This window comes from Natrarchaeobius chitinivorans (genome assembly GCF_003841505.1).
GTDB classification, from domain to species: domain Archaea; phylum Halobacteriota; class Halobacteria; order Halobacteriales; family Natrialbaceae; genus Natrarchaeobius; species Natrarchaeobius chitinivorans.
Genome location: NZ_REGA01000009.1, coordinates 65,697 through 88,620, shown reverse-complemented (window position 1 = coordinate 88,620; position 22,924 = coordinate 65,697). Strand labels below are relative to the sequence as shown.

Below are 22,924 nucleotides of genomic sequence, written 5' to 3'. Positions count from 1 at the left end.
ACATTTCGTTCGCGGTCTTTTTTTATACGAGCGGCGAGTGATCCACGGGTGATGGATGACGTCGATCCGTCCGCGTACGGAGCATCGTCGAGCGTCGATGCTCCAGCGGACGGGCCGCCACTCGAGCGGATCGAATCGGTGTTTACGGTCTACGAGACCAGGATCGAAGACGAACAACTGGTGTACTACGGCGATCCGCTGGTTCCGCCCGAGGACGTGACGGCAGACCTGTGGTCGGTCTTCCGTGAGGCCGGCTACGACCTCGAGTTTCGGACTCGACACGGCGAGTTCGTTCTCGTCGCCGAACCGAACACCGGCGATAGCGCCAGCGATGGTATTCCCAGGACGAACGTCGTGTTGCTCGTTCTGACGGTCGTCTCCACGCTGTTTGCCGGATCGATGTGGTATCACATCGACCCGTTCGCCAATCCGACGGAAATGTGGCGCGCGTGGCCGTTTACCGCCGCGATCCTCGGCGTGCTCGGCGTCCACGAGATGGGCCACTACGTGATGAGCCGCTACCACGGCGTCGACGCGTCGCTCCCGTATTTCATCCCGGTGCCGACGCTCATCGGAACGATGGGGGCCGTGATCAAGATGAAAGGGCGCATGCCCGACCGGAAAGCGCTGTTCGACATCGGCGTCGCCGGACCGATCGCGGGACTGGTCGCGACGGTTGCCGTAACCATCGTAGGGCTTCACCTGCCGCCGGTGACCGCACCGGAAGCGGTCGTACAGGATCCGGACGCGATCCAGATCCAGCTCGGCTACCCGCCGTTGCTCGAGATGCTCGCCGCGGCGTTCGACCAGCCGCTGTATCGGGACGATCCGACGACGGCGGTAAATCCCGTCGTCATCGGCGGCTGGGTCGGCATGTTCGTCACCTTCCTCAACCTGATCCCTGTCGGCCAACTCGACGGCGGTCACATCCTCCGGGCGATGGCCGGCGAGTACCAGGAGACGATCGCGGCGCTGGTTCCGGGCGTCCTCTTCGGCCTCGCTGCCTACCTCTACTACGTGAGCGGCTACAGCGGCAATTCGGTGTTCATCTGGGCAGTCTGGGGCGTCTTTACCGCGGTCCTCGCCTCCGTCGGCCCGGCCCATCCGGTCCGCGACGATCGACTCGGTCTCGGCCGGATCCTGCTCGGAATCGTCACGTTCGCGCTGGGCGTCCTCTGTTTCATGGCCGTTCCGATCGCGATAATCGAGTGATGGGGCTCGAGTCGGATCGAAACGCCTGCGGTTTCGGACCGTTACGGCCTGCGGTTTCGGACCGTTGCGGCCTCCGGTTTGGGACCGTTCCGGCCTGCGATATCGGAGTGTTTCGGGTCGTTCAGCCGTGTGTGTACCCGCGATCCGCGAGTTCGTCGCCGTCGAGCGTGATCCCGTCTCCGTGGTCGACGACCGACCCGATCGGCGTGATCGGAACGTCACTCGCCGCGTGGACGTCCTCTAGGGTCCCTTCCGGAACGGTCGCGACGAGTTCGAAGTCCTCGCCGAACGTCGTCGCGCGCTCGAGTGCCTCCTCCTCTCCCGCCGTTACCGCGCGGACCGCGTCGTCGATCGGGATCGCCTCCGACTCGATGGCGAACCCGCAGTCACTCGCCTCGGCGAGCTGGTGGAGCGAGCGCGCGAGGCCGTCGCTCGAGTCCATCATGGCGGTCGCCCGCGCAGCGAGTGCGAGTCCGGCCGCGACGCGGGGCTCGAACTGGAACAGCTCGTTCGCCCGCTCGAGCGCGCTGTCCGAGTCGATCGTCGACGTCTCGTCGGTCGGCGACGTCTCGCTCGCCGTGGCCTGCTCGAACAGCGCGAGCGCGGCGGCGCTACGGCCGAGCGTTCCCGTGACGCAGACGAGGTCGCCGGGTCGCGCGCCGCTCCGAAGTACTGGATCGTCGGTCCGCCCGAACGCCGTCGTCGCGACGGTAAACTCCTCGTGGCCGTCGAGGTCGCCGCCGACGTACTCGGCACCGACGAGTTCACAGACGTCGCTCGCGCCGCGAACGAACGCGAGGAGTTCCTCGCGATCGAACTCGGGAACGGCGTAGGCGGCGACCGCCGCCGTGGCCTCTGCACCCATCGCGGCGACGTCCGACAGCGACGCGCCGACGGCGCGCCAGCCCGCCGTGTACCGCGTCGTTCCCGGCGGAAAGTCCGTTTTCTCGTGGAGCATATCCGTCGTTACGACGAGGTCGCCGACGACGGCCGCGTCGTCGCCGACGGAATCGAGTTCCGCTTCCAGAAGCGCCAGTGCGGCGCGTTCGTCCATACCCCCGGTTGACGCTCGAGGGCGAAAAACGATCGGAAATGTCCCGGTGGGAGGGCCACGGCTCCTTTCGGGACCGACCGGTCTGGACTCGATACGATGGTCTTAAATGCCGCGGAAGGGAACCCAACGCCAATGGCTACGATGTACGACGTTCCGGCGGACGACCTCATCGAGGCGCTCGCCGACGATCTCGAGGAACGGCTGGACGAGCCCGACTGGGGCAAGTTCGTCAAGACCGGTGTCGACCGCGAACTCCCGCCAAAACAGGAGAACTACTGGGCAGTTCGCGCCGCGAGCCTCCTTCGGAAAGTCGCCGACCGCGGTCCGGTCGGCGTCGAACGGCTCTCGACCGAATACGGCGGCGGGAAAAGCGGTTCCAACCGCTATCAGGTCGCGCCCGACAAACGCGCGGACGGCTCGCGTAACATGATCCGAACCATCCTCCAGCAACTCGAGGAAGAAGACCTCGTCGAAACCGCCGAGGGCGAAGGACGCCGGATCACGCCCGAGGGACGAAGCCTCCTCGACGACACCGCCGGAGCCGTCCTCGAAGAACTCGACCGACCGGAACTCGAGCGCTACGCGTAACTCGACGACGAACGTTTTCACGTCGAAATCGCCTCAGAGCCGTCGGTATCGATCGCGGTCCGTAATCATTTTCCCCGGTGCGGGAGTATTCGGTACGTATGAGCGGAGAACCCGACGAGGAGAAACTCGAAGAGCTGCGACAGAAGAAGATGGAGCAGCTACAGGAACAGGCAGAGTCCCAGCAAGGCGGAGCCGAGCGGGAGGCCGCACAGCAACAGGCCGAAGCGCAAAAGAAAGCACTGCTCCGCCAGCACCTGACCGACGACGCCCGCAAGCGACTCAACACGGTCAAGATGAGCAAACAGCAGTTCGGCGAGCAGGTCGAACAGCAAGTGATCGCACTCGCCCGGAGCGGGCGCATTCAGGGCAAGATCGACGACGAGAAGATGAAACAGCTCCTCCAGGAGCTAAAGCCCGAATCGAAGAGCTTCGACATCAAGCGGCGCTGATGGAGCTCGGAGTACTCTACAGCGGCGGGAAAGATTCGACGCTTGCAGCGCTCCTCCTCGAGGACTTCTACGACGTGACGCTCGTCACGGCTCACTTCGGCGTTGGCGAGGACTGGAAGCACGCCCGCGCGAGCGCCGAGTCCGTCGGCTTTTCGTTCGAACGGCTCGCGCTCGATCCCGACGTCGCCCACGACGCCGTCGATCGGATTCGAGACGACGGCTTTCCCCGTAACGGGATCCAGCTGGTCCACCAGCACGCCCTCGAGCGAGCCGCGTCGGCGGAGTTCGACGCCGTCGCCGACGGAACGAGACGCGACGACCGCGTGCCGACAGTCTCTCGAGCACAGGCCCAGAGTCTGGAGGACCGCCACGGCGTCGACTACCTCGCCCCGCTCTCCGGGTTCGGTCGAACCGCCGTCGACCGGCTCGTCGAGACCCACCTCGAGGTGACGACCGGGCCGAGCGAGGAGATACGACGAGCCGATTACGAGGCCGAACTACGGACGATCATCGCCGAGGAGGACGGCCCCGAAGCGGTCGGGGACCTGTTTCCCGACCACGAGCAGACGTACGTCACCGACCTTCACGAGCGGACGTAACCCATCCCCCGCCACCGGACGTACCACACCACCGCAACGGGACGCGACCGGGCCGGGAAACGCCCGTCTCGATCGGCCCCGGGGTGACGACCCCGAACTCGCGGGCCGTCCGCGAACGAAAGGATAGAAGTTCGCCGTTCCCGAACGGTCGGTCATGTACGACCGGATCAAGGGCTTTCGTGACTTCTATCCCGGAGAGATGGCCGCCAGGCGGGCGGCCATCGACACCATCGAGGAACGCGCCCGTAGCTACGGCTTTCGCGAGATTGGAACGCCGGCGCTCGAGCGCGCGGAACTCTGGACTGACAAAAGCGGCGACGACATCGTCGATGAGCTGTACGCCTTCGAGGATCAGGGCGGTCGCCACGTCACGCTGACGCCCGAACTGACGCCGACGGTCGCGCGGATGGTCGTCGCCAAACAGCAGGAACTCTCCAAACCCATCAAGTGGTTCTCGACGCGACCGTTCTGGCGCTACGAACAGGTCCAGCAGGGTCGCCAGCGCGAGTTCTACCAGACGAACGTCGACATCTTCGGCTCGAGCGAGCCCGAAGCCGACGCCGAGATCCTCGCCTGGGCGGCCGACGCCCTGACAGGACTCGGACTCTCCGGCGACCACTTCGAGTTCCGGATCTCTCACCGCGACATCCTCGGCGGCGTCCTCGAGACCTACGACGCCGACGTCGACGTCGACGACGCGATCCGCGCCGTCGACAAGTCGGACAAACTCGAGACGGCCGAGTACCACGACCTGCTCGTCGACGCCGGCCTCGAGGACGATCAGGCGGCCGAGTTCGACGACCTCGTCGCAAGCGGCGACCTCGAGGCAGTCGAGGAGTTTGCCGACACCGAGCGCGTCACCGACGCCGTCGAGAACCTCCAGCGCGTCCTCGAAGCCGCCGAGGACTTCGGCGCTCGCGAGTACTGTACCATCTCGCTCGAGACGGCCCGCGGGCTCGATTACTACACCGGGGTCGTCTTCGAGTGTTTCGACTCCGCGGGCGAGGTCTCGCGATCGATCTTCGGTGGCGGCCGCTACGACGACCTCATCGAGAGCTTCGGCGGCCAGCCCACGCCCGCGGTCGGCGTCGCCCCCGGCCACGCGACCCTCTCGTTGCTCTGTCAGCGCGCCGGCGTCTGGCCCGACGAGGAGGTGACCACGGACTACTACGTCCTCCAGATCGGCGACACCCGAAGCGAGGCCGCCCGGATCTGTCGTGAGTTGCGCGAACGGGGTCAGGTCGTCGAAACCGACGTTGCAGGACGCTCGTTCGGCGCACAACTGAACTACGCCGACTCGATCAACGCCGAGACGGTCGTCATCGTCGGCGAGCAAGACCTCGCGAACGACGAGGTGACGATCAAGGACATGGAAACCGGCGATCAGACGCAGGTCGCCGTCGACGAGTTCCCCGGGGACAGAGAGCGGCCGACGTTCGACGACTTCGACTGATACGGTTTGCTATGACTGATTGCCGGTCGATCGCAGAACGGTGGGCGATCAACCGGTAAAGACTCATAGCAGACCGTATGAGCGTCGAGACGAGCGGGATCGAAACGCGAACGGACCGACGAAATCCCCCGAACGGACCGACGAAACCCACCGTTTCCGGGGCCAGCATTAATTACCGGGCTGGTGTACGACGCCCGATGGCCGACACCCGTCCACACGTCTTGCTCGCGCTCACCGATCAGGAACGGTACGATTGCAGCGCACCCGGGTCACCGGTCGAGACGCCGACGATGGATCGCCTCTCGAGCGAGGGGGTCCGCTTCGAGTACGCGTTCACGCCGATCAGCATCTGCTCGAGCGCCCGTGCATCGCTGCTGACTGGGCGATTTCCCCACGGCCACGGGATGCTGAACAACTGCCACGAAGACGACGCGATTCAGGCGAACCTGCCGCCCGATCTGCCGACGTTTTCCGAGGCGCTCGCGGCCGCCGGCTACGATCTGACGTACACCGGAAAGTGGCACGCCGGTCGGGACGCGACCCCCGAGGAGTTCGGGTTCTCGTATCTGGGCGGCAGCGACGTCCATCACGACGACATCGACGAGGCGTTTCGCGAGTACCGCCGCGAACGCGGGACGCCGGTCGGAGACGTCGACCTCGAGGACGAGATCTACACGGGTGAGAAACCGAGGGACGGCGAAGACGGGACGTTCGTCGCCGCGACGACGCCGATCGACGTCGAGGAAACCCGCGCCTGGTTCCTCGCGGAACGGACGATCGAAGCGCTCGAGGCCCACGCCACGGACGGCGGAACGTTCGACGACGTGGACGGGGACGGACCGTTCTTCCACAGGACGGACTTCTACGGCCCACACCACCCCTACGTCGTCCCCGAACCGTACGCCTCGATGTACGATCCCGACGAGATCGAGCCGCCAGAGAGCTACGCCGAAACGTTCGACGGGAAGCCGCGGGTCCACGAGAACTACCTGCACTATCGGGGCGTCGAGGACTACGACTGGGAACTCTGGGCCGAGGCGATCGCCAAATACTGGGGATTCGTGACGCTGATCGACGACCAGCTCGAGCGGATCCTCGCGGCCCTCGAGGAGTACGGACTGGCCGAGGAGACGGTCGTGGTCCACGCGTCCGATCACGGCGACTTCGCGGGGAGCCATCGCCAGTTCAACAAGGGACCGCTGATGTACGACGACACCTACCGGATTCCGATGCAGATCCGCTGGCCTGGAGTCGCGGAGCCGGGATCGGTTTGCGAGCAGCCGGTCCACCTGCACGATCTGGCGGCGACGTTCCTCGAGATCGGTGACCTCGAGGTTCCGGAGACGTTCGACTCGCGGAGTCTCGTTTCCCTCCTCGAGAGTGGCGAAACCGACGGCAATCAGGACTGGCCCGACTCCGTCTTCGCCCAGTACCACGGCGACGAGTTCGGCCTCTACAGCCAGCGGATGGTCCGTACCGAGCGCTACAAGTACGTCTACAACGGCCCGGACGTCGACGAACTGTACGACCTCGAGGCCGATCCCGCAGAGTTACAGAACCTGATCGACCACCCCGACTACGCCGGCGTTCGCCGGGAGATGCGGGATCGGCTCGTCGACTGGATGGACGAGACGAACGACCCGAACCGGGGCTGGGTTCCCGAGGTGCTCGAGCGGGCGGATTGATACGGACCGCTGAGCGGGCGGATTGATACGGGCCGCTGTAACGATGTACCGGGTGTTCGCAAGCCTGGATGCGGTCGCGTCAGTACCGACTGACACCAGACCGTCCGACGGACCCGACGGTCGGGAGATCGATCCACCCCCGGAGCGGAAGCGTACGTTTACGGGTTCGAAGGGGGTACGCTACTCTATGACCATCGACGGGAGCACGATCGACGGGGATACGATCAACGGGAACGCGGTCGACGAAAACGGCGGAGGGCACCGATGACGGCCGGTGGCTCGAGCGACGAGGCCGACGACCGCACCGAGAACGCGGCCGAGTACGAAGAGATCGCAGACGCACTCGAGGACCTGGTCGTCGAGTTACGCGACGAGTCGGTCAGAGAGTCGCGACTCGAGGGGCTGTTCGACGAGGCGACCACGAGCGATCCGCGCATCTGGAACACTGTCACGGCGTTTATCGACGTCGAGGACGGCGAGGCGGTCGTCACCGACGAGTCGAAGCTTGCGGAAGGAAGTTGGGCACCGGAGATCGTCGAGGACTGTGATACGATGGTGACGATCGATATCCAGCGCGGACTGATGCCAGACGAGTTCACCTATCAGGTCGGGAAGAAACTGAGCCAGCGGATCGAGGAGTTTCGAGAGCAGGCACAACAGGCACGCGAGGGGACGGATCGAGGGAGTGCAGATCGGAGTTCCGACTGATACGGATTACTGTAACTGTGTACCGGCACACCCGCCGCCCGGGCCGCGGGTGCGCCGGCAATGACGTACAGTAAACCGTATGAGTGACGTCAGAGCCGATCTCACCCCTGAAGAGCGATTTCGAGTCCCGTCTCGAGCGGAAATCGGTCGGATCTGGAAAATCAGCCGGACTCGAGGTCGATTCGCTCGCGCTCGAACCGGCCGGAAGGGCCGTCGACTCCGAGTTTCGGATCTTCGTCCCCGTCATCTTCGTCCCCCGAGCGCCAGCGCCACGACCCTACGTCCGGCGGCTCGAGCGAGACGATCACGTACGAACGATCGGGCCAGGTCGCCGTCGCGACGTCCGTTTCGCTCGGTCGAGGCGGCCCCCGCGGGTGGGAGTGATAGAATCCGACGATCTCCTCACCCCTATCCTCGAGTCGCTCGAAAACCTCGAGTTGCTCCTCGGGATCGATCCGGTAGCGCGTTCGGGGGGTGTCCGCGACGTTTTCGGCGGGATACTGCGAGCGGACGCGGCTCTCGTCGGGGTCGAACGTACCGCCGAGGACGCCACAGATCTCTCGAGGGCGGCCGTCGTGGGCACGCTTCGTGATCTCGTCGTGGACGGCATTGGGGAGGACGAGTTCCGGTCGTAGAGGGCCGTCGGAGCCGTCGGGATCGGTACAACCGCCGGAACCGTCGGGGTCGCCGTCCTCGCGGGAGTCGTCGGTCGGGTTCACGGCTCGACTCGAGCCCCGGGCCCGCGACCGTCCTCGAACCGAGCCTCGAGATCGGAAAGCGGGAGCGCCATCGGTCCGTTCTCGCCCGCCGGCGCGAGCGAGCGGTCGAACAGGTCCGGCCTGACGATCGGTGCGAGCGTCTCGAGGGTCTCGACCAGCCGCGGGCCGGGTCGGTTGAGGTAGTGGTGGCCGTCCATCGCCCAGACGCGGCCCTCGCGGGCGGCCGTCAGGTCGGTCCAACCGTCGCGGTCCGTGAGATCCGTCAGGTTGTCGGCCGTCTGCTCGAGGCCGAAGCCACAGGGCGCGACGATCACGACGTTGGGGTCGTACTCGCGTATGTCGGCCCACTCGCGGGGACGGGACGGATCTCCGACGCCGGCCAGTCCGTACTCGCCGCCGGCCCACTCGACGAGTTCGGCCGTCCAGTGGCCCGCGACCATGACGGGGTCGGTCCAGTCGAAGATCGCGACCCGCGGACGCTCGCCGCTCCCGGCCTCGCCAGCGATGGTTCTGACGCGGTCGATTCGATTCTCGAGGTCCGCCCGAACCTCCCGGGCGCGTTCCTCGCGTCGGGTCGCTCGGCCGATCCGCTCGATGTCGTCGAGAACGTCGGCGACGCTGTGCGGATCGGTCGGCAGAACCTCCGGATCGGCGTCGATCCGATCGACGGCGTCGGCGACGACCGCCTCGTCGACCGCACAGACGTCGCACATCCCCTGCGTGACGATCAGCTCCGGATCGAGTCGATCGAGCGTCTCGACGTCGACGTCGTAGACGCCGCCGTCGTCGGCCGCCTCGAGGACCTGCCGATCGATCTCCTCGCTCGAGGCCGCCGCGTCGATTCTCGAGTGCGTGATCGAGGGGATAGATTCGACCCCCGGCGGGTGGTCACACTCGTGGGAGACGCCGACCGGTTCCGTCCCGAGCGCGGCGACGATTTCGGTCGCCGACGGGAGCGTCGTGACGATGCGCATGGCCGCCAGTAAGGGGGCCGAGAACAAAAACGGCTGGCTCGCGCTCAATTCGTCGTCTCGAGCGTGCGATCGGTACCCACGTGTGACGAGCCCTGGATGAGACGACGAGTCCAGGCGAGGCGAACGAGTCAGTCGGCGGTTCGCGGCTCCTCGCGTTTCGGGACGGTCGCGCCGCCGTATCGCTCGAGTAGACGGGAGAACACCGCACGTTCGGCCCGGCGAACCAACATCGATGCGGTACTCTCGGCACACCCCAGTCGGTCCGCGACGTCCGCGAGCGACGCGCTCCGGGGGACGTCGTAGTAGCCGAGACGCAAGGCCGTGGCGGCGGCCTCGAGTTGCCGATCGGTGAGGACGCCCGCCAGCGTCCCGCCGCGGCGGTCGTAGGTACCGATCTCGCTGACGCGCACCTCGATCTCGCTCGGGAGGTTCTCGAAGACCTCCTGAACGTCGTCGCCGTCGCCGACGATCGTCATCCCCATCGCTGCGTCGTCGTCGAACCGTATCGGCGGGACGACGACCAGATGACGATCCGAGAACGCGCCGCGCCACGACCGGTCTTCCGGGCGGGTTTCCTGACAGGCCCAGACGTTGAGCGACTGATCGTCGATCGGCGCGAGCCGGTAGTCGACGATCGACTCCACGTCGCTGATCGCCTCGCGGTAGCGGTCGACGTCCGCCTCGACGTAGAACAGTTCGTACTCGAGGCCCTCCTCCGGCAGGATGTTCCACGTGAGCAGTTCCTCGTACCGAACGACGTCTTCGTGCCGGATGAACTCCTGCATCGGGTGGAGCATCCACTCGGGCTGGCGGAGCCAGACGTCGAGATACTTCATGCGCGTCGGTACGGACGCTACATTAAAATGGGCTAGGAGGTTCGCCGCAACGTCGATTCGCCGAACGGACGAACCGACTCGTATGACACCGCAGCGGTCGACTCCCGGAAACGGCAGTGGCGGGGGCAACGACGGATCGCTCGGCGACGAGGTGGCCGACGGCGAATCGGACGCCAACGGGCAGTCGCCGACCGAGCGCCGGGACTGGCCGCTCGAGGCGTACCCGCTTCCGCCGGGGCCGGACGGCCTCCCGATCGTGGGCAACACCTTCCAGGTGGTCCGGGATCCTATCGGATTCTACGACGTCGTCTCGAGATACGGCGACGTCGTCCGGTACAGGGTGGCGGGGAAGACGTTCACCGCGCTGTTACACCCCGACCACGTCGAACGGGTGCTCGTCTCGGAGCACGACCGCTTCGAGCGATACCTGTTCACCGAGTTCGGACTCGACATCGGCTCCGAGGGGCTCCTGACGAGTACCGGCGAGCAGTGGCACAGACAGCGCCAACTGATGCAACCGGCGTTCACGATCGAGCGAATCAGGACGTACGCGGACACGATGGCGGCGTACGCCGAACGGACCGCCGACGACTGGGACGACGGACAGACGATCGCGGCAAACCGGGCGTTCTCCCGACTCACGCTGGGGATCCTCGCGAAGGCGCTGTTCGACGTCGAGATCGATCCGGAGTCGGACGACGAGGTGATCGTTCGCGCCGCCCGGGCGATCAACGAACGCGCCAACACCCAGAGCGTGTTCACGTTCCTCCCGAAGTGGCTCCCGACCCCCGAGAACCGGCGGTACGACCGAGCGATGGCCGACTACCGGGAGCGGATCGACGAATTGATCCACCACCGCCGATCCGACGGCCCGGGCGGAGACGACCTGCTGTCGCTCCTGCTCGAGGCGAGCGGACCCGAAGGAGCCGACCTCTCGCCCGAGGAGGTCCGTGACAACCTCGTCACGTTCCTGTTCGCCGGCCACGAGACGAGTTCGGTCGCGCTCACCTACACGTTCATGTTGCTGGCGCGCCACGACGACGTCGCGGACACCCTCCACGAGGAACTCGAGACGGTCCTCGACGGCGAACGCCCCCGCTTCGAGCACGTCCCTCGCCTCGAGTACACGGAACACGTCATCACGGAAGCGATGCGGCTGTATCCGCCGGCGTACATCCTCTTTCGGACGGTCTTAGAGGACGTCGTGATCGACGGCTACCGGATACCCGAAGGGACGATCGTCACGCTGCCACAGTTCTGGCTCCACACCGACGAGCGATTCTACGACGATCCCGACGCGTTCGAGCCGGAGCGGTGGACCGACGACCGCGACCGGCCCGAGTACGCCTACTTCCCGTTCGGCGGCGGCCCACGACACTGCATCGGGATGCGGTTCGCGATGCTCGAGATGAAGCTGATCGTCGCGACCCTGATGCAGCAGTTCGAACCGACGTTGCTGAGCGAGCCCGATCCGGAGCCTGCCGTTACGACGACCCTCAAGCCAGCGGAGGACGTGCTGATTCGGATGGACCGCCGATAATCCTCGAGTGTACCCGTCGGTTCTGATCGGTAACAGCTATAGTACCCTCCCAAGCGTCGGCTGCTGAGCGAAATCGGACCACACGGCGTGATTTCGCTCAGCAGTGCAGGCTTGGGACGCCACTATAGTTCGCCGCCGGTGTCGAACTCGTCCGAATCGTGGTCGTCGAATCCCGCGTCCTCGAGGCCGTCGTCGCCGCCGTTGTCGTCAGCCTCGCCGTCCTCGAAGGCGTCGTCGACGTCTTCGCCTGGGTCCTCGAGACCGTTGTCAACGTCCTTGCCCGCGTCGCTCGGATCGGTATTCCGGTTCCCGCCGGTCGAACCGGCGTCCTCGTCCGCATCGTCGATTTCGATCTGCGTGGCCCTCTCGGAACCCGCGTCGACGTCGAACTCGGCGGTCTCGAGTTGCTCGCCGTCGACGCCGACGCGTCCGTCGTCGATCTCGATGACGACGCCGTCGTGGCGCTCCGGCCGGCCGATCAGCTGGTTCGTCGCCGACTCGAGTTCCCGGTTTACCGACCAGACGAACCGGAGGACAGACTCGAGTTCGTCGCCGGCCTGTTTGCCCCCGCGTCCGCTCGCGGCCCCGCCGAGGCTCCGTGCGCCTTCGGGGTGGAGGTACTGGATCGGATGATCGTTCGGAACGTCGCGCAAGTCGACTTCGAACGACCAGAGATACGGCAGCAGCTGGATCGCGTACCCTTTCGGCTTCGGGGCGTAGCGACCGGCGGCGGTCGTGACGACGCCGATCGCGGTCGTTCCCGTGTCGGTGTCGTAGTAGACGCCAGGGACGCCCGGCACTGAGAGTCGCATACTCGAGCCCAGAGGCCCACTTGAGGTAACGATAGCGCCGGCAGGTCCAGCCCACTTATACGTCGACGGCGTTCGATCGACTCCGCGACCTCTGTATAGCCTCCTACAAGAGGACGATCAACGTAGTCTCCTACGAGAGGACGATCAACTCCGCGGCGTCGTCGCCGAACCGGTCGACTCGCGTCGTCACGAACAGTTTCCCGTCGGCTGCGGTAACGTAGCCGACGTTGCCCGCCTCCTGCCGTTCGAACCGCCCTTCGCCGATCCGAAGCGATCGGATACCGATGCCGCCGTCGACGTCGATCGCACGGAGTCGGTCGCCGCCGACGTACACCGTGTCGCCGACGACGATCGGCGGATTTCGGGACCCGCGACCGAGATCCACGCGCCACCGCTCGTCCCCGTCGTTGGCGTCGAGGGCGTACAGCGTCGACGCCGAGCGGGTGAACACCGTCCGGTGGCCGATGGCGAGCCCGTCGTTGCCGAACCCGCGGGTTTCGGTTCGCCACTCCCGGGTTCCGCGCATATCGTAGTAGATGACGGAGCCATCTCCGCCCGCGACGGCGACCCCGTGGCCGGTCCGCCGATCCTCCGACGTCAGAACGATCGGCGCGCTCGAGATACCCGCCTCGATCGTCCGTCGCCACTCGACGTCACCCTCCCATCGATTGATCCGGTACAGTTCGCCGCCTCTCGTCGGAACGAACAGCCAGTCGGCGTACTTCGCGAGCGCGTATCGCGCGACCCCGAGCAGTTCCTGTTCCCACAGGTGGTCGCCAGTGTTCGCATCGAGTGCGTGAACGGCGTTGCCACCGGCCACGTAGACCCGGCCGTCGTCCGTATCCGTCACCGTCAGGGAGCCGTGGCTGATCACGCCCTCGAGTTCGTACGACCAGTCGGCGTCGCCGGTCTCCAGGTCTCTCGCGGCGAGCGTTCGCCGCTCCGGGACGTACGCGGTGTCCTCGAACACCGTCGGCGCGCCACGATACGAGTAGAGGTCGTTCTCGGGATCGATCGACCACCGCCGCTCCATCGTCTCCCGGTCGAACGCGACGACGTCCATGCCGGTATTTATCAGGACGGCGTCGTCGGTCACGATCGGTTCACCGGCAGCGCCAGCGGACTCGAGGTCGACCCGGCGCTCGACCGACGGATCGTCCCGCGGTGCGACGCCGTCGGCGATCGTCCTCGAGTTCCGGAGGTCCGCGCCGGTGGTCGTCCACGTGTAGCTATCGTCGGTGCCAGGATCCGGGGAACGGCGTCCGAGACAGCCAGCGACAGCCGCGGCGCTGGTCGCTCCGACCCCGAGGAGGAGGTCGCGTCTGGAGGGCATTTCGTTATCGATCGCTAACGTGTCCTGATGAGTTTTGTGATCGACGGACGCACTCCCGCTCCCGACCCACGAACGCCGTATTCGACGGGAACGCCGACCGAGTGGGTCACGCCCGACGCCGCAAGCGTGTCCCGCTAGTGGCGTCCCAAGCCTGCACTGCTGAGCGAAATACTGCGGTGTGGCCCGATTTCGCTCAGCAGTCGACGCTTGGGAGGGTACTATCGCCACTTCAGTTGCTGGAGACGGACGGCCACCTTCGATCGGATCCGTTCTGGAGTCGCCGCCCCCCTCTCGAGTCGTCGCCGAATACGACCGGCGAGGTTCTTCGCGAGAACGCGACTCGAAAACGAAAGGGTCCGACGCGTATCACGGGCGTAGAACTCGCCGAGGCGGTCATCGGGAACGGACCATGGTTCGAACGTCGGGTCGCGAACCCTGTCGATCCCATCGGCGAGAAGGCGGATCTGTACCGTTGCGAGTCGGTCGAAGACGTCCCAGAGCGTGTAGCAGCCGTCGAGGCTCACCTCGTCGTACGCGACGATTTCGCCGCCGTCGATCGACTCGTCGAGGCGCTGAAGCGTCGATCCGGCACGGTCTCGACCGTCGTGGAAGATCGCGGGAGGACCCATGCCGCGGTACTCGCGGATGTCCGCAGGATGAAAGCTGAACACCCCGTGTTCCGGCGCGGTCAGGATCTCGCCACGGACGAGACCGAACCCGAAGCGGACGACGACGTCGCAGTCCTCGGCGACTCTGGCGACCACATCCGCTGGAAGTTCGTTCCATCCCTCGTGGGTTCGTGGTTCACACGGGAGGTGGTCGGCGTCGGACAGACAGTCGACGTTGTCGACCGAGTGACGGTGCCAGAGCGTTTGATCGTCGCCGAACACTCTGGCGAGCGTTCGGGCCGCGAGGACGAACGTCCAGGCTTTCTCCCGGCGGAAAACGTCGAGAAACGTCGTCACGTCGTCGAAACCGATTCGCTTCTTGACGTTCCACGACTCCGCTTTGGCGTCCCCACTGCTCGCGTCGGTGACGACCAGCGGAACGTCCACACCGGGTTCGTCCTTCAGTTGTGTCAGTGCACGCACCTGCCACTCGTAGAGATACGGCTCCGCCAGCACCCCGACGCGAATCGAATCGACGCCAGTCATGTACGACACTCGAGGCGGACGTATGCATTTGTTCACATCAGCGTACAGTCCGCCCCGCTTTACGTACAGCGTCGCTATTGCGACTCGAGGTATCGAAAGTATAGGTTCGTTGCCAGTATCGATAGTATCCGTGGTCGATACCGACGCCCTCGAGCGGACACGTGATCGACGAGGGGCAAGCTGGTGGGTAGAATACACGAGAACGGAATCGGTTATCACCCCCGACACGTGATACGGTTTGCTGTACGTCCTTACCGGCGCACCCGCCGCCCTGGTCGCGGGTGCGCCGGTAAACAGTTACAGCACTCCGTATGAGTCGGATGCCGACGAAACGAGGTTTCGGTGCTCGTCCGGTCATCAACCCGGTCTGAGACGGGTTATTGTCCATCACTGTCGGTGTATCGTACTCATTTCCAGTGGAGCCGCGATCCGTCTGCGGCTCCACGAATACAGCTGTCCAATAGAGAGAAAGCCCGTTCTAAACCCGATTAGTATCAAAATACTGTTGGAAAAGGGTCTGTTTCACACTCGTCAGCCGGTCCACGAATCTCACTTCCGTTGCTCGCTGCGCTCGTCTGTGCGGGCTGTGACTCGCCGAGGCGTTCCGGGTCGCTCACTTCATTCGCTTCCCGGGCTGCGACTCGTCTGCTCAAATCTCCGGAGGAGTTTTCACCGACACGGACGCCTCGCTACGCTCGGCGTTGTTGTGTCGGTGAAAACGTCCTGACGGAGTCCAACGCGAACGCAGTGAGCGTTGGGCACGTCAGGACGCGAACGGCGCAGCGAGGGCTGAGCAACGCGAAGCCCTCGCAAGAAGTGAGCGTCCTGACGGAGATTTGAACTCCGGTCCCTGGCTCCGCAAGCCAAGAGGATAGTCCACTACCCTATCAGGACTCATCTACTCGTAGCCGGGTCAGTATTAAAGCCCTTTCGAACCCGCCGTGAACATCGTCGTCGGCCGACACACGGGTTTTTATACGATCGGGGGGCCAGCGGTGGTATGACCTCGGACGGAGTCCACGGTGCCTCGAGACGGTCGACATCGATCGATACGCCGGATCGAAACTCGCCTCGAGCGGGACGAATGGACAACGCTTATGCGCGGGCTATGCATGCACGAGCATAGAATGAGCGACATCGAGGGCGTCTACGAGGACCTCGAGGCCGACGTTTCTCTCGAGGAGTTTCGCGAGGCCGTCGAGGCGAAAGTCGAGCAGATGGGTGGACTCGCGGACGAGGAGACGGCGGCGATGCTCGTCGCTCACGAGGTCGGCGAGAGCGAGGTTGGCGGCATCGCCGACATCGAGCCCGGAATGGAGGAAGCGAAGTTCGTCGCCAAGGTGGTGTCGATCGGCGAGGTTCGAACGTTCGAGCGCGACGGCGAGGACGAGGACGGCCGCGTCGTCAACGTCGAGGTCGCGGACGAAACCGGTTCCGTGCGCGCGGCGTTCTGGGACGAACACGCCGAAGCCGCGATCGAGGAACTCGAGGAGGGGCAGGTGCTCAGAATCAAGGGCCGCCCCAAGGAGGGGTTTTCGGGGGTCGAGGTCAGCGTCGACGACGTCGAACCGGACGACGACACGAAGATCGACGTACAGGTGGCCGACACCCACACCGTCGAGAACCTCTCGCTCGGCCTCTCGAACGTCAACCTCGTCGGTCTCGTACTCGACACCGACAGCGTTCGAACGTTCGACCGCGACGACGGCTCCGAGGGAAAAGTGTCGAACCTCGTGCTGGGCGATTCGACCGGCCGCGTTCGCGTAACCCTGTGGGACGAGCAGGCCGATACCGCCGAGGAGATCGACCCCGAAACGACGGTCGAGGTGATCGACGGCTACGTCAAGGACCGCGACGGGAGCCTCGAACTCCACGTCGGCAACCGCGGGGCGATCGAGGAAGTCGACGAGGACGTCGAGTACGTCCCCGAGAGCACGCCGATCGAGGACCTCGAGATCGGTCAGACGGTCGATATCGCGGGAGTCGTCCGCTCTGCGGACCCGAAACGGACCTTCGACCGCGACGACGGCTCCGAGGGGCAGGTTCGAAACATCCGGGTACAGGACGCGACCGACGACATCCGTGTGGCACTGTGGAGTGAGAAGGCCGACGTCGACGTCGGCCCCGGCGACGAGGTCGCGCTGGGCGACGTCGAGATCAAAGACGGCTGGCAGGACGACCTCGAGGCCTCCGCAGGCTGGCAGTCGACGGTCACGATCCTCGAATCCGACAGTCCGGGGGAGGCCGGCGGCGACGCGGACGACCGGGCCGAAAACGAGGGACTCTCGGCGTTTTCGGACGACGACGGTGGTTCTTCGACCGACGTCGACTCCCAGGGGGCGAACGCGTCCGGAGACGGAGGCGACTCGAGTGGCGTCGAAGCCGACGCCGATTCGGCCGTAACTGACGCGACCGAACCGGGAGACGGCGAGGAACTCGAGTTCACCGGGGTCGTCGTGCAGGCTGGCGATCCGGTCGTCCTCGACGACGGCGAGACGACGATGAGCGTCGAGACCGACGCCGACGTCGGCCTGGGCGAGGAGCTAACGGTCAGGGGAGTCATCTCCGACGGACGCCTCGAAGCGAGTGACGTCTTCTGATACGGATCCCCGGTGCGGTTTCTCGGCGGGACCTGGGATGGTTCCCGGTCCCCCAGGAGCGATTCACCGGACCGAGTGAGTCGACCAGCGACCTCGATGAACGCCTAGGAAAAGCGTTAAGGGAGTTAGCTTCGCGTATCATGGTATGAACGTCGAACTCCCGTTCGCCCCGGTGGACACGATAATCCGGCGGAACGCGGGCGATCTTCGGGTGAGTGCCGACGCGTCGAAGGAACTCGCAGCGAGAATACAACGCCACGGGAGCGATCTCGCGACCGACGCCGCACAGCGGGCGACTGCGGACGGGCGAAAGACGCTGATGGCCGCTGATTTTGGCGTCGAGACGGTGATCGACAAGGACGACCTCGAGTTACCGGTCGCCCCGGTCGACCGCATCGCACGACTGGAGATCGACGATCAGTATCGGGTCTCGATGGACGCGCGAATCGCGCTCGCCGACATTCTCGAGGATTACGCCGACAACGTCGCGCAGGCGGCGGCGATTCTCGCACGACACGCCGACCGTCGGACGATCATCGACGACGACATCGAGACGTACTTTTCGCTGTTCGAGTGAGATGCAATTCGGCTACAGCGAGACATGTCTCGCACACGATCCCGGTCCGCGTCATCCCGAGACGGCAGACCGACTTCGGGCGATTCGGGAGCGGCTGAAGAAAAAACACGGCGTCGAGTACGTCGCGGCCGACCCCTGCACCGCAGAACAGATCGAAGCCGTCCACGATCCGGAGTACGTCGACGCTCTCGAGGAGTTCTGTGCGGACGGCGGCGGAAACTGGGACCCGGATACGACCGCAAGCGAGGGGACGTGGGACGCGATCCGACACAGCGCGGGACTCGCTTGCTGGGCCGTCGAGGCGGCACTCGACGGCGACGACGGCCGGAAGACGCCGTTTTCGCTCGGCCGTCCGCCGGGCCACCACGCCGTTGCCGACGACGCGATGGGGTTTTGCTTCGTGAACAACGCTGCCGTCGCCGCCCAGCACGCGCTCGATTCCGGGGAGTACGACGTCGATCGGGTTGCGATCATCGACTGGGACGTCCACCACGGTAACGGGACTCAAGACGTCTTCTACGACCGCGACGACGTCTACTTCGTCTCGATTCACGAACAGGGGCTGTATCCGGGGACCGGCGAGATCGACGAAACCGGCGACGGAGACGGTGCGGGGACGACGATGAACGTCCCGATGCCGGCCGGAACCGACGACGTCGAGTATCTCGCGGCGGTCGAAGGACCGATCGCCGCCGCGTTCGACGCGTTCGATCCGGACCTGGTGATCGTCAGCGCGGGCTTCGATGCACACCGCCACGATCCGATCTCGCGGATTCGACTGTCGACGGAGGCGTACGCGCTGATGACCGACCGGATGCGAACGGTCGCCGACGAAACCGACGCCGCGCTCGCGTTCGTCCTCGAGGGGGGGTACGGACTGGATGTCCTCGCCGACAGCGTCGCGATCGTCCACGAAACGTTCGACGGGAGAGACCCCCTCGAACCGGGGGACGAACTCGCCGATCAGGCGGTGTCGACGCTCGAGGACGTCGCCGACGAACACGGCCTGGACGTCGATCTCGGCTCGTAACGCCGGCGACGCCTTTTCGTTCGAAACGGATCGGTTCCCGGCTACGGCCTCGGCTCGAAGTACGTCCTGAGGTTCGTTCCGAACTCGCCGAGCAACGCTCTCACGTCGTCGCCGATCAGGACGTCGTACTCGTCTTCGAGTGCGGTCTCGACGTGAGCGCCGAGACCGACGTCGAAGATCCGGTCGCTTTTCAGGAGTGCTTCGGCGGTCGTACACTCGCGGTCGCGTTCGGCGACGTACCGACTCCCTTCGAGGAACGGGCCGTAGGTGTCGGGATCGTCGGCGTAGGCGTCGTAAAACGCCTTTGCGTGGCCCTTGACGGAGGTCGGAGGACCCTGATGGCGTTCGACGCCGGGTCGTTCGGCCACGGCGAGTTCGGCGAATATTACGGCCGTCTCGTCGGCAAACGTCGTTCCGCGGAAGACGTCGAATCCGTGGTCGTCGAGCGTCTGGGTGATCCCCGAAAGCGACTTGTAGAGCTGGGGATAGAGCTGATCGTCGACGAGATCGGGGGCATCGAAGCGGACGGCGACGGGCGTCGTCCCGCGACGCTCGAGGTGTGCCCGGAGTTCGGTCTCGGTGAGCGGCTCGGGGTCGTCGTCGTCGAACAACTCGAGATCCGGGTTCTCGAGGAATTCGCGGGCGTAGTGTTGTAATCGGGCGACGTTCTCGGCCGAACAGACCGCCGCGACGTTTCGCTCGGGATCCGTCGGATCGACGACGACGAGCGGATCGTCGAACGCGAGGTCAGCCGGGCCGTGATCTTCGGGGTCGAGGTGGACGGGGACCGTCCACTCGCGTGCGGCCTCGAGCAGTTGCCGAAAGCCGCCGTACTCACAGACCAACAGTTCGGTGAGGTAGCCGCTGAACCCTCGCGTCCGGAGGTCGCTTCCGTAGACGCCGATTCCCTTGAGAAACCCTTTCGTCACCCGGACGTCGGCCGTGAGATCGGCGTCGAGTCGCTCGAGGAGGTACTGGGTGTGAAACGGCGTTCGGTCGACGGCCGATCGGATGTCGGTCGCGTCCTCGAGGCGGAAACACGGAACGACGTCGACGTCGAACCCCTCGACTTCGCCTTTGACGTAGGGGTGTTCGGCGTACTCCTCGTGGCCCTCGGGAAGGGTTTCGTGGCCGACTTCGAGTCCGTACGTCTCGAGTGTCTCCCGATCGACGCGGGGCGGAAAGCGGACGAAAACGTCGATGTCGCGGTCGCCGCTGACCCAGGTGTCGCGGGCCGACGAGCCGACCTGTAACGCGTCCGCGTCGGGACAGCGGTCGGTCGCGGCGGCTTCGGCGCGCTCGAGGAGGCGCTTGGCGACGCTCTCGAGGCGGGCGCGTTCGTCCTCGTCGGGATCGACGCGGTCGCGAGCCGCCTCGATGACCGTCTGGACGGCATCCACAGCCGGGTCGCGTGATCCGTCTTCGGTGCCAGGTGTGCTGGCATCGCGGTCGTCTCGCTCGGCGTCCTCGTCACTCATTGCGCAACCGTACTCGAGCGATGCGTGAAAGCGTATCGAACCGATGGCAGGCAAAACGAAAGCCCTATCAAATGCACCCGACTACCTGAGGACGAGCCGAAGTAGCTCAGATGGTAGAGCACCTCGCTGTTAACGAGGTTGTCCCAGGTTCGAGTCCTGGCTTCGGCGCTTTTGAGAAATCAACGCCTCGCGAGGAGCGTTAGTGGCGTCCCAAGCCTGAACTGATGAGCGAAATCACGCGGTGTGGTCCGATTTCGCTCAGCAGTCGACGGTTGGGAGGGTACTATAGTAGCCACTGAAAGTCATTGCACACCCGATCGCCAGACAGATCGGCGATCGGTGTGTAAATCGTTTCAGTTGTTACTATAGCTCCGAGCGAATACAGGTTTCGCAAACGCGACACAGGCCAGGACTCGAGCACGCGAGTCGCAGCCGGGAGCGAACGGAGTGATCGATCCGGACCGTCTCGTACCTGTTCGAGTCCTGGTTTCGGCGTCCGAGGAATTTCTTCGAAATTTTCGGGTAACTGGAACGTGTCGCGTTCCAGTCGTGGTGTTTTCTCGAACACTCCTCGCGGGGGGACAGAGCCATCCCGCGGCGAGTCGATACCATCGGTGACTGTCAGGCCATCGTATGCGAGATATTAACACAGATGGTCGAGAATATCCGAACGACGAGCCTCGCAACGCGCACCGATTCCGGCTGACAGCGTGTTCCAACGCGTAAACGCTCCCAGTGGGCGGTCAGAGGCGGCCGACGTGGACACCGTGGCCGATTCAGACGATCTGTTGGACCGATTTGCCGGTACAACCAGGAGCGGGTCGCGGTTGTACCGGCACCGATCGACAGCAGCCGTGGTCGCCAGGTGATCCGCGGTCCCCGGATCGGCCGTTACGTCCGTGGTGGCCCGGCGTAGCGGCCCTGGAGGACGAGAAACTATGGAACCGATCGACAGCGACCGACGAACGACGCTCGCCGGTCTCGGGGGACTGGTGCTCGGTAGTACCGTGTTCGCCACGGGAACTGCAACGGGAAGCGACGGCGTCGAAACGCTCGAGAACGAGACGCAATCGCCGGGGATGGACTGGCCGTTCGTGCTCGAGGACATGCGCGACAACAGTCCAGTTCGATCGACTGAGACGCTGGTCGTAACGGGCGACGTTCGCAATCGGGCGGGGCGTGCAATCCCGGCGTCGACGTTCCTGCTCATCTCGCACCCGGACGAGATGGAGCGCGTGGTCGATATCGACCACGAGGCGTTCCCGGCCCGCGAAACGACGACGATCACCAAACAGTTCGAGACCGCAGAAGTGAGAACCGACAGCACGATCCGGCGCGTCTCGCTGCTCGTCGCACCGATATTCGGCCAGCGGACGAACGTACCGGTGATCGGAACTGAAAGTGATCAGTAACCTGGTGGGTCGACGGTCTCTGGCGTGATGGAGGCGGCCTCCGAGGCGTGTCCGCTGCGCTCGAGTCCGCCCGCATCACGCCAGGGAAGGCAGATCACGACCCACCACGCCACGTGTGCCACGTCACAGCCCGCCATACCACACCAAGACCGGTGGTGACGACGGTTTTCCCACTGTGCGATCTGATGCTCCGATGGGTTAATGAGAGCAATCGGGTCACAGTCCCACCCGAACTGACTCGAGACCCATCAGACGGCCAATCAGTGTGCAGTCGCGGTCGATGGTTACTCGAGGCCGTCGATCGACTCGAGGGGAATCAACGAGTAGTCGACCGTCTCCACGCCGTCGACGGAACGCAGATTACCGACGAACGCAGAGAGCGGTTCGATCTCGCCCTCGAGTACGAAGAGGTCGAGACAGTACTCGTCGACGTGGCTGTGGTCGTTCGAGACGATGACGTCCTCGTACTCGTGTCGCAACTCGGTAACGCGGCGTTCGACCGGCGGCGTCCCGAAGTCGTAGAAGACGCTCACGGTACCGGTGAGCGCCCCGTCCTCGAGGCGGGCGTCGTCGAACTCCGAGAGCAGCGTTCTGGCCCCTTCGCGGACGAGTTCGCTTCGGCCGGTGTAGCCGTGTTCGTCCGCGAGTGAGTCGATTCGGTCGATCAGTTCCGCGGGCATCGAGACGCTGACGACGGGCATATATGAATTA

At 64.9% G+C, this 22,924-nt stretch carries 22 protein-coding genes and 2 tRNA genes; 13 read left to right on the top strand and 11 right to left on the bottom strand.

Annotated elements, in window-relative coordinates:
- The first annotated feature begins 51 nt into the window (after nucleotides 1-51).
- Complete coding sequence (locus tag EA473_RS11665; protein ID WP_124195835.1) at nucleotides 52-1,212, top strand: site-2 protease family protein; 1,161 nt, start codon at nucleotides 52-54, stop codon at nucleotides 1,210-1,212.
- A 121-nt stretch (nucleotides 1,213-1,333) separates the two neighbouring features.
- Here the strand turns inward: EA473_RS11665 and thiL are convergent, their stop codons facing one another.
- Nucleotides 1,334-2,266, bottom strand: coding sequence for a thiamine-phosphate kinase (gene thiL / locus EA473_RS11660; RefSeq protein WP_124195834.1), 933 nt, complete (start codon nucleotides 2,264-2,266; stop codon nucleotides 1,334-1,336).
- Between the two features lie 132 nt (nucleotides 2,267-2,398).
- Here thiL and EA473_RS11655 point away from each other — a divergent pair, with 132 nt between their 5' ends.
- The 6 genes from EA473_RS11655 to EA473_RS11630 all read left to right on the top strand — a co-directional run bounded on the left by EA473_RS11655 (nucleotide 2,399) and on the right by EA473_RS11630 (nucleotide 7,748).
- Entirely contained in the window at nucleotides 2,399-2,854 is a 456-nt protein-coding gene (locus EA473_RS11655; RefSeq protein ID WP_124195833.1) for a 30S ribosomal protein S19e, read from the top strand.
- A gap of 98 nt (nucleotides 2,855-2,952) precedes the next feature.
- Nucleotides 2,953-3,303, top strand: a complete 351-nt coding sequence (locus EA473_RS11650) for a DNA-binding protein (protein WP_124195832.1) — start codon at nucleotides 2,953-2,955, stop codon at nucleotides 3,301-3,303.
- Nucleotides 3,303-3,902, top strand: a complete 600-nt coding sequence (locus tag EA473_RS11645; protein ID WP_124195831.1) for a DUF7411 family protein — start codon at nucleotides 3,303-3,305, stop codon at nucleotides 3,900-3,902. The genes EA473_RS11650 and EA473_RS11645 overlap by 1 nt, the downstream gene beginning before the upstream one ends.
- A gap of 154 nt (nucleotides 3,903-4,056) precedes the next feature.
- On the top strand, nucleotides 4,057-5,355 hold the full coding sequence (gene hisS / locus EA473_RS11640) for a histidine--tRNA ligase (protein WP_124195830.1): 1,299 nt from the start codon (nucleotides 4,057-4,059) through the stop codon (nucleotides 5,353-5,355).
- Nucleotides 5,356-5,552: 197 nt separating this feature from the next.
- Nucleotides 5,553-7,040, top strand: coding sequence for a sulfatase-like hydrolase/transferase (locus tag EA473_RS11635; RefSeq protein WP_124195829.1), 1,488 nt, complete (start codon nucleotides 5,553-5,555; stop codon nucleotides 7,038-7,040).
- 264 nt (nucleotides 7,041-7,304) lie between these two features.
- Nucleotides 7,305-7,748: a hypothetical protein gene (locus tag EA473_RS11630; RefSeq protein ID WP_124195828.1), complete on the top strand. Its 444-nt coding sequence runs from the start codon at nucleotides 7,305-7,307 to the stop codon at nucleotides 7,746-7,748.
- A 161-nt stretch (nucleotides 7,749-7,909) separates the two neighbouring features.
- On the opposite strand, the gene EA473_RS11625 is transcribed toward EA473_RS11630, so the two are convergent.
- From EA473_RS11625 to EA473_RS11615, 3 genes are all read right to left on the bottom strand, one after another.
- Nucleotides 7,910-8,467: a desampylase gene (locus EA473_RS11625; RefSeq protein WP_124195827.1), complete on the bottom strand. Its 558-nt coding sequence runs from the start codon at nucleotides 8,465-8,467 to the stop codon at nucleotides 7,910-7,912.
- Nucleotides 8,464-9,441 (bottom strand): ABC transporter substrate-binding protein, encoded by a 978-nt coding sequence (locus EA473_RS11620; RefSeq protein WP_124195826.1) that lies wholly within the window; start codon nucleotides 9,439-9,441, stop codon nucleotides 8,464-8,466. Before EA473_RS11620 ends, EA473_RS11625 begins: the two co-directional genes overlap by 4 nt.
- Nucleotides 9,442-9,569: 128 nt before the next feature.
- Nucleotides 9,570-10,277 carry a helix-turn-helix domain-containing protein gene (locus tag EA473_RS11615; RefSeq protein ID WP_124195825.1) on the bottom strand — a complete coding sequence of 236 codons (708 nt, stop codon included), beginning with the start codon at nucleotides 10,275-10,277 and terminating at the stop codon, nucleotides 9,570-9,572.
- Between the two features lie 82 nt (nucleotides 10,278-10,359).
- Between EA473_RS11615 and EA473_RS11610 the strand changes: the two genes are divergently transcribed.
- The gene (locus EA473_RS11610) at nucleotides 10,360-11,817 is read left to right on the top strand and encodes a cytochrome P450 (protein ID WP_124195824.1); all 1,458 of its coding nucleotides are present in this window, start codon (nucleotides 10,360-10,362) and stop codon (nucleotides 11,815-11,817) included.
- Nucleotides 11,818-11,939: 122 nt separating this feature from the next.
- Here the strand turns inward: EA473_RS11610 and EA473_RS11605 are convergent, their stop codons facing one another.
- The 4 genes from EA473_RS11605 to EA473_RS11590 all read right to left on the bottom strand — a co-directional run bounded on the left by EA473_RS11605 (nucleotide 11,940) and on the right by EA473_RS11590 (nucleotide 16,010).
- Nucleotides 11,940-12,629 (bottom strand): hypothetical protein, encoded by a 690-nt coding sequence (locus EA473_RS11605; RefSeq protein ID WP_124195823.1) that lies wholly within the window; start codon nucleotides 12,627-12,629, stop codon nucleotides 11,940-11,942.
- A gap of 130 nt (nucleotides 12,630-12,759) precedes the next feature.
- Nucleotides 12,760-13,962 (bottom strand): PQQ-binding-like beta-propeller repeat protein, encoded by a 1,203-nt coding sequence (locus tag EA473_RS11600; protein ID WP_124195822.1) that lies wholly within the window; start codon nucleotides 13,960-13,962, stop codon nucleotides 12,760-12,762.
- Nucleotides 13,963-14,180: 218 nt separating this feature from the next.
- A complete protein-coding gene (locus tag EA473_RS11595; RefSeq protein WP_124195821.1) occupies nucleotides 14,181-15,116 on the bottom strand; it encodes a formyltransferase family protein in 936 nt (311 codons plus the stop codon).
- Nucleotides 15,117-15,937: 821 nt separating this feature from the next.
- A tRNA-Arg gene (locus tag EA473_RS11590) sits at nucleotides 15,938-16,010 on the bottom strand.
- A 233-nt stretch (nucleotides 16,011-16,243) separates the two neighbouring features.
- Between EA473_RS11590 and EA473_RS11585 the strand changes: the two genes are divergently transcribed.
- From EA473_RS11585 to EA473_RS11575, 3 genes are all read left to right on the top strand, one after another.
- Entirely contained in the window at nucleotides 16,244-17,716 is a 1,473-nt protein-coding gene (locus EA473_RS11585) for a single-stranded DNA binding protein (RefSeq protein ID WP_124195820.1), read from the top strand.
- 145 nt (nucleotides 17,717-17,861) lie between these two features.
- Nucleotides 17,862-18,293, top strand: coding sequence for a histone family protein (locus EA473_RS11580; protein ID WP_124195819.1), 432 nt, complete (start codon nucleotides 17,862-17,864; stop codon nucleotides 18,291-18,293).
- A gap of 1 nt (nucleotide 18,294) precedes the next feature.
- Nucleotides 18,295-19,323, top strand: coding sequence for a histone deacetylase family protein (locus EA473_RS11575; protein WP_124195818.1), 1,029 nt, complete (start codon nucleotides 18,295-18,297; stop codon nucleotides 19,321-19,323).
- Between the two features lie 41 nt (nucleotides 19,324-19,364).
- Here EA473_RS11575 and cca read toward each other — a convergent pair whose 3' ends face one another.
- On the bottom strand, nucleotides 19,365-20,801 hold the full coding sequence (cca, locus tag EA473_RS11570; RefSeq protein ID WP_124195817.1) for a CCA tRNA nucleotidyltransferase: 1,437 nt from the start codon (nucleotides 20,799-20,801) through the stop codon (nucleotides 19,365-19,367).
- A gap of 95 nt (nucleotides 20,802-20,896) precedes the next feature.
- On the opposite strand from cca, the gene EA473_RS11565 reads away from it, so the two are divergent.
- Both EA473_RS11565 and EA473_RS11560 read left to right on the top strand, forming a co-directional pair.
- Nucleotides 20,897-20,969 (top strand) — tRNA-Asn (locus EA473_RS11565).
- 770 nt (nucleotides 20,970-21,739) lie between these two features.
- Entirely contained in the window at nucleotides 21,740-22,213 is a 474-nt protein-coding gene (locus EA473_RS11560) for a hypothetical protein (RefSeq protein WP_124195816.1), read from the top strand.
- Here EA473_RS11560 and EA473_RS22285 read toward each other — a convergent pair.
- Together EA473_RS22285 and EA473_RS11555 are read right to left on the bottom strand one after the other, a co-directional pair.
- On the bottom strand, nucleotides 22,207-22,350 hold the full coding sequence (locus EA473_RS22285; RefSeq protein WP_165875267.1) for a hypothetical protein: 144 nt from the start codon (nucleotides 22,348-22,350) through the stop codon (nucleotides 22,207-22,209). The two genes, EA473_RS11560 and EA473_RS22285, sit on opposite strands and share 7 nt — an antisense overlap.
- Nucleotides 22,351-22,497: 147 nt before the next feature.
- Nucleotides 22,498-22,914, bottom strand: coding sequence for a CopG family ribbon-helix-helix protein (locus EA473_RS11555; protein WP_124195815.1), 417 nt, complete (start codon nucleotides 22,912-22,914; stop codon nucleotides 22,498-22,500).
- Nucleotides 22,915-22,924 lie beyond the last annotated feature (10 nt).